17 protein-coding genes are annotated in these 14,909 nt (G+C 69.6%); 4 read left to right on the plus strand and 13 right to left on the minus strand.

The window, feature by feature from the left end:
* Positions 1 to 21: 21 nt before the first annotated feature.
* The gene (locus D7W82_RS11410) at positions 22 to 426 is read left to right on the plus strand and encodes a hypothetical protein (protein ID WP_120618371.1); all 405 of its coding nucleotides are present in this window, start codon (positions 22 to 24) and stop codon (positions 424 to 426) included.
* 60 nt (positions 427 to 486) lie between these two features.
* On the opposite strand, the gene D7W82_RS11415 is transcribed toward D7W82_RS11410, so the two are convergent.
* The 9 genes from D7W82_RS11415 to D7W82_RS11455 form a co-directional block, all read right to left on the minus strand.
* Entirely contained in the window at positions 487 to 828 is a 342-nt protein-coding gene (locus D7W82_RS11415; protein ID WP_120618372.1) for a hypothetical protein, read from the minus strand.
* A gap of 94 nt (positions 829 to 922) precedes the next feature.
* Complete coding sequence (gene ptsP / locus D7W82_RS11420; protein WP_120618373.1) at positions 923 to 2,731, minus strand: phosphoenolpyruvate--protein phosphotransferase; 1,809 nt, start codon at positions 2,729 to 2,731, stop codon at positions 923 to 925.
* A gap of 43 nt (positions 2,732 to 2,774) precedes the next feature.
* Complete coding sequence (locus D7W82_RS11425; RefSeq protein WP_120561227.1) at positions 2,775 to 3,053, minus strand: HPr family phosphocarrier protein; 279 nt, start codon at positions 3,051 to 3,053, stop codon at positions 2,775 to 2,777.
* Positions 3,054 to 3,086: 33 nt separating this feature from the next.
* A complete protein-coding gene (locus D7W82_RS11430; RefSeq protein WP_120618389.1) occupies positions 3,087 to 3,881 on the minus strand; it encodes a PTS system mannose/fructose/sorbose family transporter subunit IID in 795 nt (264 codons plus the stop codon).
* 23 nt (positions 3,882 to 3,904) lie between these two features.
* Positions 3,905 to 4,624: a PTS sugar transporter subunit IIC gene (locus D7W82_RS11435; protein WP_014399909.1), complete on the minus strand. Its 720-nt coding sequence runs from the start codon at positions 4,622 to 4,624 to the stop codon at positions 3,905 to 3,907.
* Between the two features lie 4 nt (positions 4,625 to 4,628).
* Positions 4,629 to 5,114, minus strand: a complete 486-nt coding sequence (locus D7W82_RS11440; protein WP_120618374.1) for a PTS sugar transporter subunit IIB — start codon at positions 5,112 to 5,114, stop codon at positions 4,629 to 4,631.
* A gap of 33 nt (positions 5,115 to 5,147) precedes the next feature.
* Complete coding sequence (locus D7W82_RS11445; protein ID WP_014399911.1) at positions 5,148 to 5,570, minus strand: PTS sugar transporter subunit IIA; 423 nt, start codon at positions 5,568 to 5,570, stop codon at positions 5,148 to 5,150.
* Positions 5,571 to 5,989: 419 nt separating this feature from the next.
* Positions 5,990 to 6,910 (minus strand): NAD+ kinase, encoded by a 921-nt coding sequence (locus D7W82_RS11450; RefSeq protein WP_120618375.1) that lies wholly within the window; start codon positions 6,908 to 6,910, stop codon positions 5,990 to 5,992.
* Between the two features lie 22 nt (positions 6,911 to 6,932).
* Entirely contained in the window at positions 6,933 to 7,964 is a 1,032-nt protein-coding gene (locus D7W82_RS11455; RefSeq protein WP_120618376.1) for an SPFH domain-containing protein, read from the minus strand.
* Positions 7,965 to 8,120: 156 nt separating this feature from the next.
* Here D7W82_RS11455 and D7W82_RS11460 point away from each other — a divergent pair, with 156 nt between their 5' ends.
* Positions 8,121 to 9,536, plus strand: a complete 1,416-nt coding sequence (locus D7W82_RS11460) for a tetratricopeptide repeat protein (RefSeq protein ID WP_120618377.1) — start codon at positions 8,121 to 8,123, stop codon at positions 9,534 to 9,536.
* A gap of 8 nt (positions 9,537 to 9,544) precedes the next feature.
* Positions 9,545 to 10,369, plus strand: coding sequence for a class I SAM-dependent methyltransferase (locus tag D7W82_RS11465; protein ID WP_120618390.1), 825 nt, complete (start codon positions 9,545 to 9,547; stop codon positions 10,367 to 10,369).
* A gap of 20 nt (positions 10,370 to 10,389) precedes the next feature.
* Here D7W82_RS11465 and D7W82_RS11470 read toward each other — a convergent pair whose 3' ends face one another.
* Positions 10,390 to 10,737 (minus strand): hypothetical protein, encoded by a 348-nt coding sequence (locus D7W82_RS11470; RefSeq protein ID WP_120618378.1) that lies wholly within the window; start codon positions 10,735 to 10,737, stop codon positions 10,390 to 10,392.
* Between the two features lie 76 nt (positions 10,738 to 10,813).
* Positions 10,814 to 11,959 carry an ATPase, T2SS/T4P/T4SS family gene (locus tag D7W82_RS11475; protein WP_158617635.1) on the minus strand — a complete coding sequence of 382 codons (1,146 nt, stop codon included), beginning with the start codon at positions 11,957 to 11,959 and terminating at the stop codon, positions 10,814 to 10,816.
* Between the two features lie 167 nt (positions 11,960 to 12,126).
* Here D7W82_RS11475 and D7W82_RS11480 point away from each other — a divergent pair, with 167 nt between their 5' ends.
* Entirely contained in the window at positions 12,127 to 12,972 is an 846-nt protein-coding gene (locus D7W82_RS11480) for an imm11 family protein (RefSeq protein WP_120618380.1), read from the plus strand.
* A 31-nt stretch (positions 12,973 to 13,003) separates the two neighbouring features.
* On the opposite strand, the gene rapZ is transcribed toward D7W82_RS11480, so the two are convergent.
* Complete coding sequence (gene rapZ, locus D7W82_RS11485) at positions 13,004 to 13,867, minus strand: RNase adapter RapZ (protein WP_120618381.1); 864 nt, start codon at positions 13,865 to 13,867, stop codon at positions 13,004 to 13,006.
* Complete coding sequence (hprK, locus tag D7W82_RS11490) at positions 13,864 to 14,829, minus strand: HPr(Ser) kinase/phosphatase (RefSeq protein WP_120618382.1); 966 nt, start codon at positions 14,827 to 14,829, stop codon at positions 13,864 to 13,866. Before hprK ends, rapZ begins: the two co-directional genes overlap by 4 nt.
* Positions 14,830 to 14,909 lie beyond the last annotated feature (80 nt).

The raw sequence follows: 14,909 nt of genomic DNA on the forward strand, positions 1-14,909 counted from the left end.
GCCCTTCTGGAGCGAGGACACATGAAGCGTCTGGGCCTGGCACTGCTGCTCTTCACGGCGTCGGGGTGCATGCACCTTCACCGGCCAGCGCCCGTGGCCCCTCCCGAAGTGGCGCAGGGCATCCACTTCCCGGAGTGGCGCAAGGAGGACTCCACCACCGTGCAGGGGCCCCAGCTCAAGGCCCTTCAGATCGCGTTGGATGACTTCATGCCCCCGGGGCGAGGCGCGCCCGGTGGCGCGGACCCCATGACCCGGTGCCTGTTCCAGCTTCCCACCTATGACGCCTGGATCCAGCGTGGCGACAAGGTGACCTTCATCCACTTCACGCCGCTGGAACAGGAGCGCTGCGGCCTCAAGTCGGAGGTCATGGATGCAGGCGCCAGCTACGCCGTCAGCGACGAGGGGGTCATCCTCAAACGCGAATGAGCCGCGAGGAAGCACCTGCTTCCTCACGCCCCCCAGCGCCCACCCTCGTCCGGACGCCCGCTACTCCATGGGCACCAGCGCGCCCGTCAGATCGTGCGTGTAGGCCACCGGCCGGTGCGGCGCGTGCGAGGCGTCTTCCCTGTCGTGGCGCGCTTCATCGTCCAGGTCCAGCGCGCCCTCGGCCAGCACGGCGCCCGGGAGGCTGGCCAGGTCCCGGCGCAGGTAGACATCGTCCCCGTCCAGGTCGTCGACCTCGCAGAAGCGCACCGGGTATTCCCGCTCGAAGATGCGGCCCTTGCCGATGGTGAAGCCGCGCGGATCCACCGCGACGATGCCGCCGAGCGCTTCGCCGTCCCGGTCCCGCACCACCATGCCCCGCTGAATGTCCGTTGGCTTGAACACGCTGCTGCCTCCTGCATTCGTGTCCGGCGAACGTGCGCACTCCGCCTGGAAACGGCGACCCCCTCCCCTCGCATTCACGCGAAGGGAGCAGGGCCTACACGGACTCAGGTTCAGGGTCCCGCATCGGCGACAGCAGCGAGCCTTCCTGGCCGCCGAAGCGCCGGTCCATCTCCGTGCGCACGAAGCGCTCGATCTCCTCCGCGGTCGTCAGCTCCATGGCGCCCTGGAGCATCTCCACCGCCTCGCTCCGGCTCACCCGGCGCATCAGCCGCTTCACCACCGGAATCTGCCCGGACGTCATGGACAGCTCGTCGAAGCCCAGCGCCAGGAGCACCAGGGTGAAGAGCGGGTCGCCCGCCATCTCGCCGCACATGGAGACGGGGATGTTGGCGGACTTCGCCGCGTCCACGACGTTCTGGAGCATGCGCAGCACCGACAGGTGCAGCGGCCGGTAGAGGTACGCGACCTCGCGGTTCTGGCGGTCGATGGCCAGCGAGTACTGGATGAGGTCGTTCGTCCCGATGGAGAAGAAGTCCGCCTCCTGCGCCAGCCGGTCCGCGATGGTCGCCGCGCTGGGCGTCTCCACCATGATGCCCACCGGGAAGCGCTTGCCCACCGGCACTCCCGCTCTCCCCAGCGCCGTGCGGCACGCCTCCAGCTCGCTGCGCGCCTCCCGCAGCTCACTGACGCCGCAGATGAGCGGGAACATGAGGCGCAGGTTGCCGTGCACGCTCGCGCGCAAGAGGGCGCGCAGCTGGACGCGGAACAGCTCCCGGTTGGACAGGCAGTAGCGGATGGCCCTCAGGCCCATGGCCGGGTTGGGTTCCTTCTCGTGCTTCGTCTTGCCCGGCACCTTGTCGCCGCCCAGGTCCAGCGTGCGGATGGTGACGGGGCGCCCGCCCATGGCCTCCAGCACCTGCTTGTAGGCGCGGTAGTGCTCCTCTTCCGTGGGCGCCGTCTTGCGGTCCAGGAACATGAACTCCGTGCGGTACAGGCCAATGCCCTCCGCGCCGTGAGCCAGGAGCGAGGGGATCTCCTCCAAGAACTCCATGTTGCCGTTGAGCCGGATGCGGAAGCCGTCCGTGCTCACCGAGGGCTGATCCTTGGTGGTCAGCGCCAGCTGCTCGCTCTCCAGGTAGCGGCGCTGCTCCTCCCGGAACAGCGCGAGCTGGTCCTCCGTGGGGTTCACCAGCACCACGCCGCGCGTGCCGTCCATGGCCACCAGGTCGCCCGGCGAAATCTGCTCGCTCGCGCGCCCCGCGCCCACCACCGCGGGCGTCTCCCGCGCGCGGGCGACGATGGCGGTGTGGCTCGTCTGTCCGCCCAGGTCGGTGACGAAGCCCGCCACGCGTCCGCTGCGAGCCATCATCGCGGCGTCCGCGGGCGGCAGGTCATGCGCGACGACAATGGCCTCCGCGGGCACCTCCACGTCCTCGTCCACCACCTGGCCCATCAGGTTGCGGATGATGCGGTCGGCCACGTAGTCCACGTCCGAGCGGCGCTCGCGGAAGTACTCGTCCGGGATGTTGTCAAAGAGGTGCTTGATCTTCCGGGCCGTGCGGCGAACCGCCCACTCCGCGTTGATGCGGTCCTCCACGATGAGGCGGTTGACCTCGTCCACGAGCATGGGGTCGTGGAGCATCAGCCGGTGCGCTTCCAGGATGAGGGCGTGGTCGCTGCCCTCCGTGCGCGTAATCTGGTCCTTGAGCTCCGCGAGCTGTCGGTCGGACAGGTCGATGGCGGTCTTCATCCGCATCCGCTCGGGTTCCACCTCCGCGTCCGCCAGGCGCAGCTTGGGCGTGCGGATGCGCTTCCTGTCCAGGATGAAGGCATGGCCCACCGCCACGCCCGGGGAGGCGCCGATGCCCGTCAACCTGAGTGTAGGGGTGGCCTGGCTGCTCACGGTTCTCCTGACCTCTTGGGGAGTCTAACTCCCCTTTGGACGCTTACTGCGCTTCGCCAAACCGGTCCTCGATGAGCTTTTTCAATTCGGACAAGCAGGCCTCGGCGTCCTCGCCCTTGCAGGTGAGGGTCACCTGGGTGCCCTGGGCCGCCGCGAGCATCAGCACACCCATGATGGACTTGGCGTTGGCGCGCTGCCCGGAGGCCTTGATGAAGACCTCGCTCTTGAAGCGGTTGGCCACCTTGACCATCTGCGCCGCGGCCCGGGCGTGCAGCCCCAGCGCGTTGATGATCTCGAAGGTTCCCTCGGCTTCACTGGCCATCGTGCGACTCCCGCTTCACTCGACTGTTCGTACTCACAGAAAGGCACCCGCCGCGCAGGCCAATCCCGCCGCGACGTAGAGGACCACGTAGGTGGGGACCCGCCGGTTGACGAGCACGTACGCCAACACGCCCACCGCCAGGCACCCCACCGCCAGGAACGGCGCCCAGGTCCCGCCCGCCGTCGCCCCGAAGCTCACCGCCAGCCACGCGGCCAGGCCACCCGCGCTCGCCGCCGCCACGCCCCGAAGCCTCGCGCCCTTGGCGGGCAGGTTCACCCGCGCCACGGCCTCCACCAGCCGGTCTCCCAGATGAAGGCCCAGCCAGTACAGCCGGATGCGCAGGAGCAGGTGGACCAGGTTGTACAGCACCAGGAAGAGCGCCACCGCCCAGACGCCCAAGAGCGGCACCATGGCCGCGCACAGCCCGCCCACCGCGGGCTTGAGCGACAGCCAGAAGAACCCGTCCCCCAGCGCCGCGAGCGGCCCCATCAGCGCCGCCTTGAAGCCCACCACCCGGTCCGGCGTCTCCTCCCCCCGGGCAATCTTCTGCTCGTGGTTCACCACGCCGCCCACGATGGCCGCCGCCACGTACGGGTGCGTGTTGAAGAAGACCAGGTGCCGGCGCACCGCCGCCTCGCGCAGCGGGCCCGGCGGGTACAGCTTCGCCAGCGCCGGGTACACGGCGTACGCGAGCCCCAGGTTCTGCATGCCCTTGGGGTTCCACGACGCCTGGAGGAAGAGCGAGCGCAGGAACACGCGCAGCAGCGTGCCCCGCGACAGCCGCGCGGGCGGCGTGAAGGCCGGCGCGGCGGCGGGCTCGGAGGGCACGGGCGTGGGCGTGGGCGTCGTGCTCACGGCCGCTGCTCCTGCAGCTGCACCAGCACCACCGCCGTGGTGACGGCCGCCGCGGCCAGGCCCGCGTACAGGGGCGCGCGCTTCGCGTGGCTGGACTGCGCGGCGATGGCCGCCGCCACGGACGCCATGGCCGGGTACGCCCACGCCAGGCCCCGCACCATCCCGTGCGGCAGCGCCACCATCAGCGGCTCCAGGAAGTAGCCGGCCAGCGCGCACGCGCCGGTGATGGCGCCGTAGGACAGGAAGTGCGGCCACATGCCCCACAGGTTCTGCCGCATGGCCCGGTTGAGGTTGCCCGCCTCCGCGGACGCCAGCGCCACGCGCGCGAGCCGGGCGGAGTAGCCCTCCAAAAGCCGGTCCAGCCGGCGCCCCACCCGCCCCAGGCCAATGAAGAGCAGCACTGCCAGCGACCAGATGGCCGGCGTGGAGCCCGCGCCGGTGGCGGCGGTGAGGGTGGCGGCGGCGGCGGCGGTGCCGGTGGCCGCGAGCGTGTCGTTCTCCGGCAGGGAGGCGCCCAGGTTGGCGGTGCCCAGGTAGAACAGCTCCAGCAGCATGCCGACGGACAGGCCCCCGCCCACGTCGCCCAGCAGGGCGCCCATGAACGTGGCGGCCACCAGGGGCCGGGACAGCATGGCCTGGAGGAACGCCTTGCGCTCCACGGCCACCAGCCCCCCCCAGAGACACGCGAGCGCCACCTGGGTCCAGCCGACGTTCACCGGCTCACCCGGCCTTCGACCAGCGCTCGGTCAAGTCCGGCAGGTCCACGGACTTCTCCGCGGGCACGGCGCGCGCCTCCACGCGCACGCCCTGCGCGGACAGCTGCTGGAGGGCCTGCAGCTCCCCTTCCGCCAGGAAGACGGACGGCGACACCTGCCGCCTCCCGGTGCCGAAGTGCACGTTGCCCAGGTTCAGCTGGTCCATGGCCAGCCCGTTCTGGAAGGCGAAGGGCACGGAGGCGACATCCCTCAGGAGCACCAGCGTGCGCACGCCGTCCTTGGACAGGGTGGCGAAGTCCACCTGCGCCAGGGGGAGGATCAGCACCTCGATGGCGCTCTGCACGGCGAGCGCCATGGCGGCACGGATGAGGGGACTGGAGGCCGCCTCATCGTCCGCCACCACCACTCGGGACACCTTGAGGTGGGGGAGCCAGGCTTCGACGACCTGACCATGGATGAGGCGGTTGTCGACGCGGACCAGGGTGATCACGGCAGTCTCGAATCGCCGACCCGTGCGGGTCCGTCAAGTTCGCGGCTGCTGCTGGGCCTCGCGAAGCAGGGCGGATGCACAGGTGATGTTGCGCTGGCCGTACGACGCCAGCTGGTTGGCCATGTCCGACAGGGCCATCTGCTCCGAACGGAGCGAGTTGGCCTTCAGCAGCATGGGCAGATTGACGCCGGCCAGGACTTCCAGATTCATCCGCTGACACATCATCAGCGATTCCTTACAGGGGGTCCCTCCGAAGAGGTCGGCCATGATGATGACGCCGTCCCCTTCATCCACCGCCTTCACCGCCTGCTTCATCTTGGCGCGGAGGTCCTCGACAGGGGCCCCCGGCTCGATGTTGCAGGTCGCCACCGCGGGCAGCTTGCCCACGATCTGTTCAGCGGTAGAGACAAGCTCATCCGCGAGACGCCCGTGCGATGCGATGACGAGGCCGACCATTGATCACCCCTGAGCCACTTCCCGGGAGAATTTGCGTCCTACGCCCATCAACGACCGGACGCAACTCCGGCGAAGTATTCCGCCTGCACCTGGGAACCGCTGCCCCAACAACTTCGCTTCGAAGGTAAGGCGACTGCGCCCACCATGCCTGGAATTTCAGGTCCGGGGAAGGGACACGGTGTCGTCTGCCGGACGGGGAGCCGGGCGCGGTCTCCCCACGCTCTAGGAGATGCGCGGTGTGGCCCCGCGGTGCGTGCCCCGCGGGGCGAGCCCGGCGCCCCCGCTCGGTGGGTAGGAAGCCGACCGTGCCATCACAGCGGAGCGGCTGTATCACCTGGGAATCCCGGGAGGGCCCGCGAGGTCCACCGATACTCGGGGCATGCGGGATTCCTGGGACCTGTCGCATCGGGTGCGGTGTCTCAGTGGACGACCAGGCGAGCCCTCTGCTCGGCGGGCCGGATGCGCGCGGTGGCGCCAGCGCCGAAGGTGAGGAAATCCTCCTCCATGCCGTCGCTGAAGATGACGCCGCCCTGGGGCATGCGGGACTCGAGCACCAGCTCCGCCTGGGCGGTGACGAAGCCTCCGACGATGTCCGCGCCGGAGTGACGGCTGACGAAGGGCTCGCGCACGACGAAGGCGAGCCGCGCGTCCTCCCAGCCGAGCGTCCAGGGCTTCCCCGGCGTGCCGCCCGTACAGCGGGTGAGGCCCTGCGCGAGCGCGAACACGGACGACAGCCACCCGCTGGAGCCCGCGCCCGTGGACACGAGCACGCCGCTGGAGGACTGGGACTCCTCCTTGCCGCCGTAGCGGACCTGGTAGCGGGCGGACACATGCGTGCGCGCGCCGATGAACAGGTCGTTGAAGGCGAGCAGCCGCTGACCGTCCTGGAGCCGCGCCTCCGCCAGTTGCACCTGGCGCATCCTCGCGCGGCCCTCCAGGGTCCGCTGCACCGCGCTCCGGGCGTCTCGTGGGAGGAAGGGCAGGAGCACGCCGTCGAACCGCTCCGGGTCCGGGTTGACGCCCACGAGCGGCTGGCTGCCCACGTACTTGGCCACGTTGGCGACGAGCCCGTCCTGCCCCACCGCCACCACCACCTCCTTGCCGGTGAAGAGGAAGGTGGGCACGAGCGAGCGGTCCACCTGCTGCACCGGCAGGCCCACGTCCAGCTGCGAGCGCAGGCCGTCCACCGCGCGGCGGTAGGCCTCGTCCTCCGCCTCGAACCCGTGGAAGTCCTGGCCGTTGTGTTCCACGTAGAACTTCGCCTGCTTCTTCGTGTTGAAGCGGACCACCAGGTCCGCCAGCCGCGTCTTGCGCGTGACGAGGACGACCTTCTCGAACATGGCGTGTCTCCTTCCCGGGCCTTCAGCGGTCGAAGTGCTGGACGTCCGCGCGGCCGGGCTTGTTCGGCTTGGGGCCCGAGCGGGGTCCCGGGTTCTGCCCCGCGTCCGGGGGCAGCAGGGAGCGCAGCAGGTCCGGCGACACGTTGAGCTCGCCGATGCGCTCCGCGTTCTCGCCCATCTCGCGGAAGGCCAGGGCGATGTGGAGCGCGGGGTCGCCGCCGTTGGCGGACGTGGCCAGGAGCGTCCTCCAATCCACGTTCTTCACCGGCTCCAGCGTCTTCTCCAGGGTGTACGCGCGCGCGTCCGCGGACTGGCGCTCGTTCTGGACCCAGCGCTCCATGAGGGCGGCGCGCTGCTCCTCCACCGCGATGTCCGCGGCCATCTTCGCCTCGCGAATCTGACGCTGGCGCTCCTCCACCACCAGCTCCGTGGCCAGCTCGCTCTCCTTGATGCGGCGCTCCTGCTCCACGGCCGCGTTGCGGCGGGCGTAGATGGCTTCGTCCGCTTCCCGCTGGAGCCCTTCGCGCGCGGCGGCCTCCAGCGCGCGCGCCATCTCCGGCGTGGGCTGGATGGAGAGCACGGAGAAGGCCATCACGTGCACGCCCAGCGCCTTCACGGACTCCGCCTCCGCCAGCGCCGCCAACACCCGGGCCTCCAGCATGTCGGACTGCACCAGCACCTCGCGCAGGCTCAGGGACTGCACCACCGCGCGGGCGCGCACCTGCGCGGCCTGCACCAGCCGGTCCGACAGCTTCTCCGGGTCGTCGGAGCGGTGACGCCCCGCCGGGGTGATGGAGTAGTCCAAGAGCCCCGCCAGCCTCCGCGCGTCCTCCACCCGGTATGTCAGCTGTCCTTGAATCGTCACCGGCTGGAAGTCGCGGGTGACCTCATTGAAGGCGAACGGGACGTCCGCGCTGGACAGGGGCACCGCCACCAGCGTCGTCGCCGGCTTCCAATAGAGGAACGACAGGCCCGCGCCCTCACGGACCACCTCGCCGTCCCGGTACTGCATCACGTACGTGGTCGGCGTCGACTTCATGTACCCGATGAACATCCGCGCATCCCCCTCACCTGCTGCGTTTGGTTTGTGTGATTTAGACACCATCTTAGTGTCACCCATACACATTCGCAACAAGGAGTGCGGGAAAGCGGTGTAGGTGGCGTGGATGCCGGTGGACGGGGTGGGCCCGGGCGTCCTTGAATCGGGGGCATGACGCGCAAGCTCGGGGAGCAGTTGATCCTGGATGGAGTGCTGACGCCGGAGGTGCTGTCCCGAGCGCTCGCGCGGCAGAAGGAGACGGGGCTGAAGCTGGGCGAGAGCCTGGTGCGGCTGGGCGTGGACGAGACGCCGGTGTTGCGGCTGTTGGCGCAGGAGTTGAAGACGCGCTTCGTGTCCACGGAGAAGCTGGCGCAGGCGAAGGTGGACCCAGGCCTGTTGGAGCGGGTGCCGGTGCGGCTGGCGGAGGGCTTCGACTTCATGCCGCTGCGGCTGGTGCAGGACGCGCTGTACGTGGCCATCTCCGAGCCGCAGCGGCAGCGGGCGTTGGAGGAGATTTCGAAGACGGTGGGCGTGGCGCAGGTGCTGCCGTTCATCGCGGTGCGCAGGTCCATCCGCGCGGCCATCCGGAAGCACTACTACGCGGACGCGCACGCCTTCGAGCACCCGCCGGAGGACCTGGCGTGTCCGCACTGTGGCGCGTCGTGCAAGCCGGGGGACTTCCAGTGCGCGCGCTGTGAGCTGCTGCTCGTGAGGAGCGTGGAGGACCTGCCGCCTCGGGACAACGTGTCGCTGGTGCGCGCGCTGCTCACGAGTCCGGAGCAGACGGGCGCACGCGGCGTGCCCCGTCCGCCGCAGCAGGAGGCGACGCGGGTGGTGTCGTTCCAGGCGCAGGCCCAGCCGAAGGCGAAGGGGCCGCCGGTGCGGCCGGTCATCGTCGCGGGGCTGGACCTGGTGAACCGGCCGCTGAGCCCGTTCGAGGCGTATGTGCTGTCGTTCGTGGACGGGCGCACGGCGCTGGCGGACATGGCGATGATCACCCAGGTGACGGAGCTGGAGCTGCGCTCGGTGTTCGAGTCGCTGTCGGAGCGCGGCGTGACGAAGCTGGTGGGCACGCTGGCATCGGCGGAGGTGGCGTTCACGGGGGATGGCGTGCCCGCGTTCTCGCGCGAGCCGAAGACCGTGCCTCCGGCTCCGGCCGCGAAGGTGGCGGCGGCTCCCGCGGCCCGTGCTCCGGCGCCGCGGCAAGCGCCGATGCCTTCGGTGTCGCTGGCCGCGGCGCTGACGGCGAAGCCTCCTTCCGTGGCGCCGGCTCCGGTGGCCCGGAAGGAGGACGCGCAGGAGGAGGTGCTCCAGCGCGTCGTTCGGCTGGAGCAGGCGGGGAAGTTGGCGGAGGCGCTGGACCTGCTGGAGCGCAGCATCGGGCTCCTGCCGAAGCCCGCGCCGCTCTACAACCGCATGGGGATGATCGTCCTGAACCACCAGCGCGATTACGAACGCGCCAGTGCGTTCTTCCAGAAGGCGTCGGACCTGGAGCCGGAGAACAGCGTCTACACGATGAACCTGTACTCCGTGCTGGCGCTCACTGCGGAGGCCACGAACGCGGGACAGAAGAAGCCCCGGCGCTGAAGGTGCACATGCCCTCCCCTTCCGAGTCGTACCTGCTGGACTTCCATGCGCGCCTCGCGGGGGTGACTTCGCGGTGGTTCGCTTCCGCTCCGGTCGAGGTAGCAGGTGGGACGGCGCCTTCAAGCTATGCGCTGCTGGAGGCGGTCGTGCCTCACGATGGGCGTCCGCTGACGGTGCTCGATCTGGCGTGTGGGGATGGGCATCTGCTGGAGCTGCTGTCCCGGAGGCAGCAGTCCGGGTTGTCGCTGCTGGGGCTCGACATGAGCGAGCATGAACTGGCCGCGGCACGGGCGCGGTTGAACGGCGCGGCAACGCTGATGCAGGGACGCGCGCAGTCGCTTCCATTCGAGAACGCCAGTGTCGATGTCGTGTTGAGCCACCTGGCGCTCATGCTGATGGATGACGTGGAGACCGTGCTCGCGGAGCTGCGGCGCGTGCTGAAGCCGGATGGACGGGTGTCCATCGTCGTCGGTGGAGACCTGGTACCGGGGAATGCGTTGGAGGTGTTCGCTGGACTCATGAAGAGCGCGGCGGATGTTCCTCCTACCCGGCTGGGTGACCCTCGGGTCCGCTCCACGGACGGCTTGCAGACGCTCTTCGCCGAGGGCTTCGTGGACGTCACGGTGCGGTCCCTCTCCGTGCAGGGTGATGGGTCACCGAGCGAGGTCTGGGAGTCGCTGCTCACGACGTATGACGCGGACCGCTTGTCTCCGGCGGCACAGGCATCACTCAAGGCCTCGTTCCTCCAGGCCTTGGAACCATTGCGACGCTCGGATGGCAGCGTTCCATTGCGCTGGGGCATGCGGCAGCTGACCGCAATCCGGAAGCCCTGATCAGAAATATGTCCGGGCGCTCACAACCGCCGACAGACGAACCCCTGCTGAGTCGGAGTACAGGCCGTTGCTCCGAGTTCCTCGAAGACGTGCCGCAAGGTTGGAGTCAGCTTGACCCCGAAGACCTCGATTTCGGACCACGGGGGATCATGTGAGAACTCACCATGGTGCTCGTCCACAGTACCGGCGATCCGGGCACACATCGCCTCGGGTGATTCTCCCTCGATCGCGGCGAATGACGTGACGCCCACCGAGAGAGGATCAACTGCCTCATCCACCAGGCCGCTCTTCCAAACGCTTTGGATGACGGGAGTGTTCTCGCGCGACTTAACGACCCATACGTGAAAGACGCGAGCCAGCTCAGCCACCCGGTCTCCACAGCCCTGATCAACCACGATCCCCACCTTGTGCGGCGGCATTGGCATGGTGCGGTCCCAACCCGGCTTACACGGGCGGCGTCCACGGGACGACGTGCGGCGTGTTGCCGTCCTCCGTGGGCTTCGTCTCGTGGAGCGTCATCGCGAGGGCGCCCGTCGCCGCGTCGCGCGTGTGATGCACGATGAGCGCAGGGGTGGGAATCCCCGGCATGGCTTCCGTCAGCCACGCGTAGCCCTCCTCGGGGGTCTTCGCCTCCAGGACGCAGACCGTGGCGTGTCCCGTTTGCGCCGCGGTGCAGAGCATCTCCATGTCCTTCAGCGTGCGCACCTCGTCCGCGAAGACGAGGTCCGGGTCCTGCCGCAGGAACGAACGCAGCGCCTGCGCCAGCGGCAGTTCTCCGCTCACCTTCACCACACCGATGGCGCCTCCCGGCCCTCCCTTCGGCTCCTCCACGGCCGCCAGCGCGTGCACGTTGTCGGGCAGCGCACCCATCACCGCCCGCAGGGTCGTGCTGCGGCCCGTGTTGGAGGCTCCCGTGAGCATCACCAACTGGCCGTTGAACAGCGTCTTGTCCAGGCGGTTGAAGAGCCCCTGGAGGAACGCCGCGTGTTCAGCGGAGAGCGGGAGGCTGGCGATGCTCGGATACGCCTGCCGCGTCTCCCGGTCCCTCGCCAGCGCCGTGGTCCAGGTGCCCAGTGCGTCTTCGCGGAACGACACGCGGAACTCAATCTCCGGATCCGCCGCGCCCGCCGGGAAGGACACGTGGCCCCGGTTCGGCATCACCGGATCCGCGCCCCGCTTCGCGTGCGCCGCCAGCGCCTTGCCCAGCGGCCGATACAGTTCGTACGCCAGGGGCTGACGCACCGGCACCCGCTCGGCGCCCCGCAATCCCACCGTGCCCGGCGTGTCCTTCGCGATGAAGAACAGCGTGATGCCCGCGCTGATTACCTGGCCGCCCGTCTCCGCTCGGGCTTCGTCGCTGTCGTCCTCGTCCTCGACGCTCTCCGTGTCATCCGCCGCCCAGACGGAGAACATCGCCGCCCCTGTCCTGCCCACGACGTCAAAGAGGGCCGCCGCCAAGGCTTCCGGCGTCTTCGGCGATGCGGTCGCTCCGGACGAGGCCCGGCCCGCCTCCCCCAGCTTCTGGAGCAGGCTGGCGAACACGGCCTCCGGCGTGGACGGGACTTCGGACTTCGGGCTCAGCGTCGTCATGGGCGCGGACCATGGCATGGCCCGTCGCGGCCCGGCCACGGGGGAAACGGCCCCGGGAAGCCCCCTTCTCCGTGGAAACCGGTACGGCTGCCGGCCTGCCTTGAGAACGGGCGAGGAAGCCCCACAGAAGGGCTCCCCTCCAGCAGGCGCTTGGGTAACATCGCTTGATGTTCAGGCGTCTCACCAACGCGCTGCGACGGCTGTGGCTCCGCCCCTCCGAAAGCAGCCCCTCGGACCGGCAGCAGAGCCTGCCCGGCGGTACCGAACCCACCGTCGCCTCGCCCCGGCGCTCGCGCGCGTCGGTCGCGGAGGAGGCCTCGCCTCCGGTCCGCACCAGCCGCCCGCGCCGCCCGGCCGTCCGCATCGTCGCGCACGGGGCCGCGCCGCACGTCAGCAACCGCAAGACGTCCCGCCGCGCTGGCGTCACCACCCCGCGCTTCTACGACCTGCACGACGACTTCCGCGCCCCCGGCCGCTGGGAACCCGGCGACCCGCTGGACCTGGCGGACAAGGAGGTGGGCGACGTGTGGATGTTCACCGCCGGGCGCCCCGTGAACCCTCCCGGCCCCCTCCACATCCCCAACGAGCTGAGGGCCGCGCCGCTGGACTTCAGCCTCGCCGGCGCCGGCCTCACCCCCGTGGTGCACCCGCGCGTCGCCGCCGTGTTCGCGCGACTGGCGCCAGAGGACGTGCAGCTCATCCCCGTGAACATAGAGGGCCAGCCGGAGCCGTACTTCCTCGTCGTCGCCACGCGCCTCATCCGCTGCGTGGACGAAGCCGCCTGCCTGGAGGTCCTCCGCTACGGCCCCGGCGACGGCGTTCCCGCGCGCGTGGGCCAGTACCGCTCCGTCCGGGGCCTGCGCATCGACCCCACCCAGGTGGGCCGCGCCCGCGTGTTCCGCCCCTGGGGCTGGCCCGTCACCCTCGTCGTCTCCGAGGTCGTCAAGGAGGCCCTGGAGAAGGAAGGCGTCACCGGCGCCCGCTTCACGCCCGTCACGGACACCCGGCACTGACAGGCCGGGGTCCGGAAGGCACTTCAGCGCCCTACTCCTTCTCGATGTCCCGGTCCCACAGCTGCACGCGGCCGTAGTCCGCGGACAGCCGGCGCACCATCTCCGCCGCCAGCGCCACCGAGCGGTGCTTGCCGCCCGTGCACCCCAGCGCCACCGTGAGGTACGCCTTGCCCTCCTTCTGGTAGCGGGGGAACAGGAACCGGCAGAGGTCCACGACCTTCTCCAGGAACGCTTGCGTCTCTTCCCGCTCCAGCACGTACCCGGACACCTTCGGGTTCTTGCCCGTGAGCCCCTTGAGCTCCGGCACGAAGTACGGGTTCGGCAGGAAGCGCACGTCGAACACCAGGTCCGCCTGCGGCGGCACGCCGTACCGGTAGCCGAAGGACATGATGGACAGGCTGGGCCCCGTCGTGGGCTCCGGGCTGAAGCGCCCCTGCACCATGCGCTTCAGGTCGTGCACGTTCAGCGCCGACGAGTCGATGACCTGGTCCGCCATCTCCCGCAGGTCCTTCAGCGCCTCGCGCTCCGCGTGGATGCCCTCCGACACCGTGCCATCCGGGGCCAGCGGGTGACGGCGGCGCGTCTCGCTAAAGCGGCGCATGAGGCTGTCGTCGCTGGCGTCCAGGAAGAGCACGTCCACCTGGTGGCCCGCGCGGCGCACTTCGTCGAGCACGCGGGGCGCGTCCTTGAGGAAGACGCCCTCGCGCGCGTCGATGACCAGCGCCATGCGCTCGATGTGGCCGCCCCCCGCCAGCTCCGTGAGCTTGGGCAGGAGGAGCACCGGCAGGTTGTCGATGCAGAAGAAGCCGGCGTCCTCCAGCGCGCGGATGGCGGTGGACTTACCGGAACCTGACATGCCGGTGATGACGATGATCTGCTTCGCGGGGGCGGTCACTCGACCTCTTCTCCCAAGGTGCGGCGCATCGCCCCCTGGGCGATGGCTCGATTGAGTCGCTCGGCGAACTCTCGCGCCGAATGGTGGCCCTGAAGCTTCAACAGTTGGTTGCGCGCGGCCACCTCCACGATGGTGGCCATGTTGCGTCCAGGACGCACGGGGACGACCGACAGGGGGATGTCCACGCCAACAATCTGCAGGTGCTTGTCCTCCACGCCCAGACGGTCGTACTCCTGGTGCGGATCCCATTCCTGCAGCTCAATCACAAGCTCAATCTTCTTCTGTTCCCGGACGGCGGACACTCCGAAGAGGTCCTTGATGTTGATGATGCCCAGTCCGCGAATCTCCATGTGGTGCTTGATGACCGGATTGCCCGCGCCGTAGACGGCCCCCTTGCGCCGGGTGACGTCCACGATGTCGTCCGCCACCAGCCGGTGGCCGCGCATCACCAGGTCCAGGGCGATTTCACTCTTGCCGATGCCGCTCTTGCCCAGGAGCAGGATGCCCACGCCGAAGACGTCCATCAGCACGCCGTGCAGGCTGCTGGACTCCGTGAGCGCGTCCTCCAGGAAGCTCTGCACCCGCTGGATGAACTCGCTGGAGAGCAGCGGCGTCATCATCAGCGAAAGGCCCGCCGCCTCGCAGGCGTCCACCAGCGCACGCGGGACGTCCAGCGCCTTGGTGACCACCACGCACGCCAGGTCCTCTTCGCTGAAGAGCTTGGCCAGCGAGGCGCGCTGCCCGTCCTCCGGCAGGGTGGCCAGGTAGGAGATTTCGGTGTTGCCGAAGACCTGGACGCGGTGCGGGTGGAGGTGCTCGGTGAAGCCCGCCAGCGCCAGGCCCGGCTTCTGGATGCGCGAGGAGTCCACCGTGCGCGCCAGCCCCTGGGTGCCCGCCATCAGGGTCAGCCGCAGGTCGTGGCCCTGGTCCTCGAGGAGCTGGGAGATGCGAATGGATTTCATCGTCGGGACCTGGATATCACCCACCGGCCTCCGGAGGTGAACCGCACCGTGTCCGCCGTCCCCCCCGCCTCCCCTACAGC

The sequence above is a fragment of the Corallococcus sp. CA049B genome, assembly GCF_003611685.1.
In the GTDB taxonomy this organism is placed as follows: Bacteria; Myxococcota; Myxococcia; order Myxococcales; family Myxococcaceae; genus Corallococcus; species Corallococcus coralloides.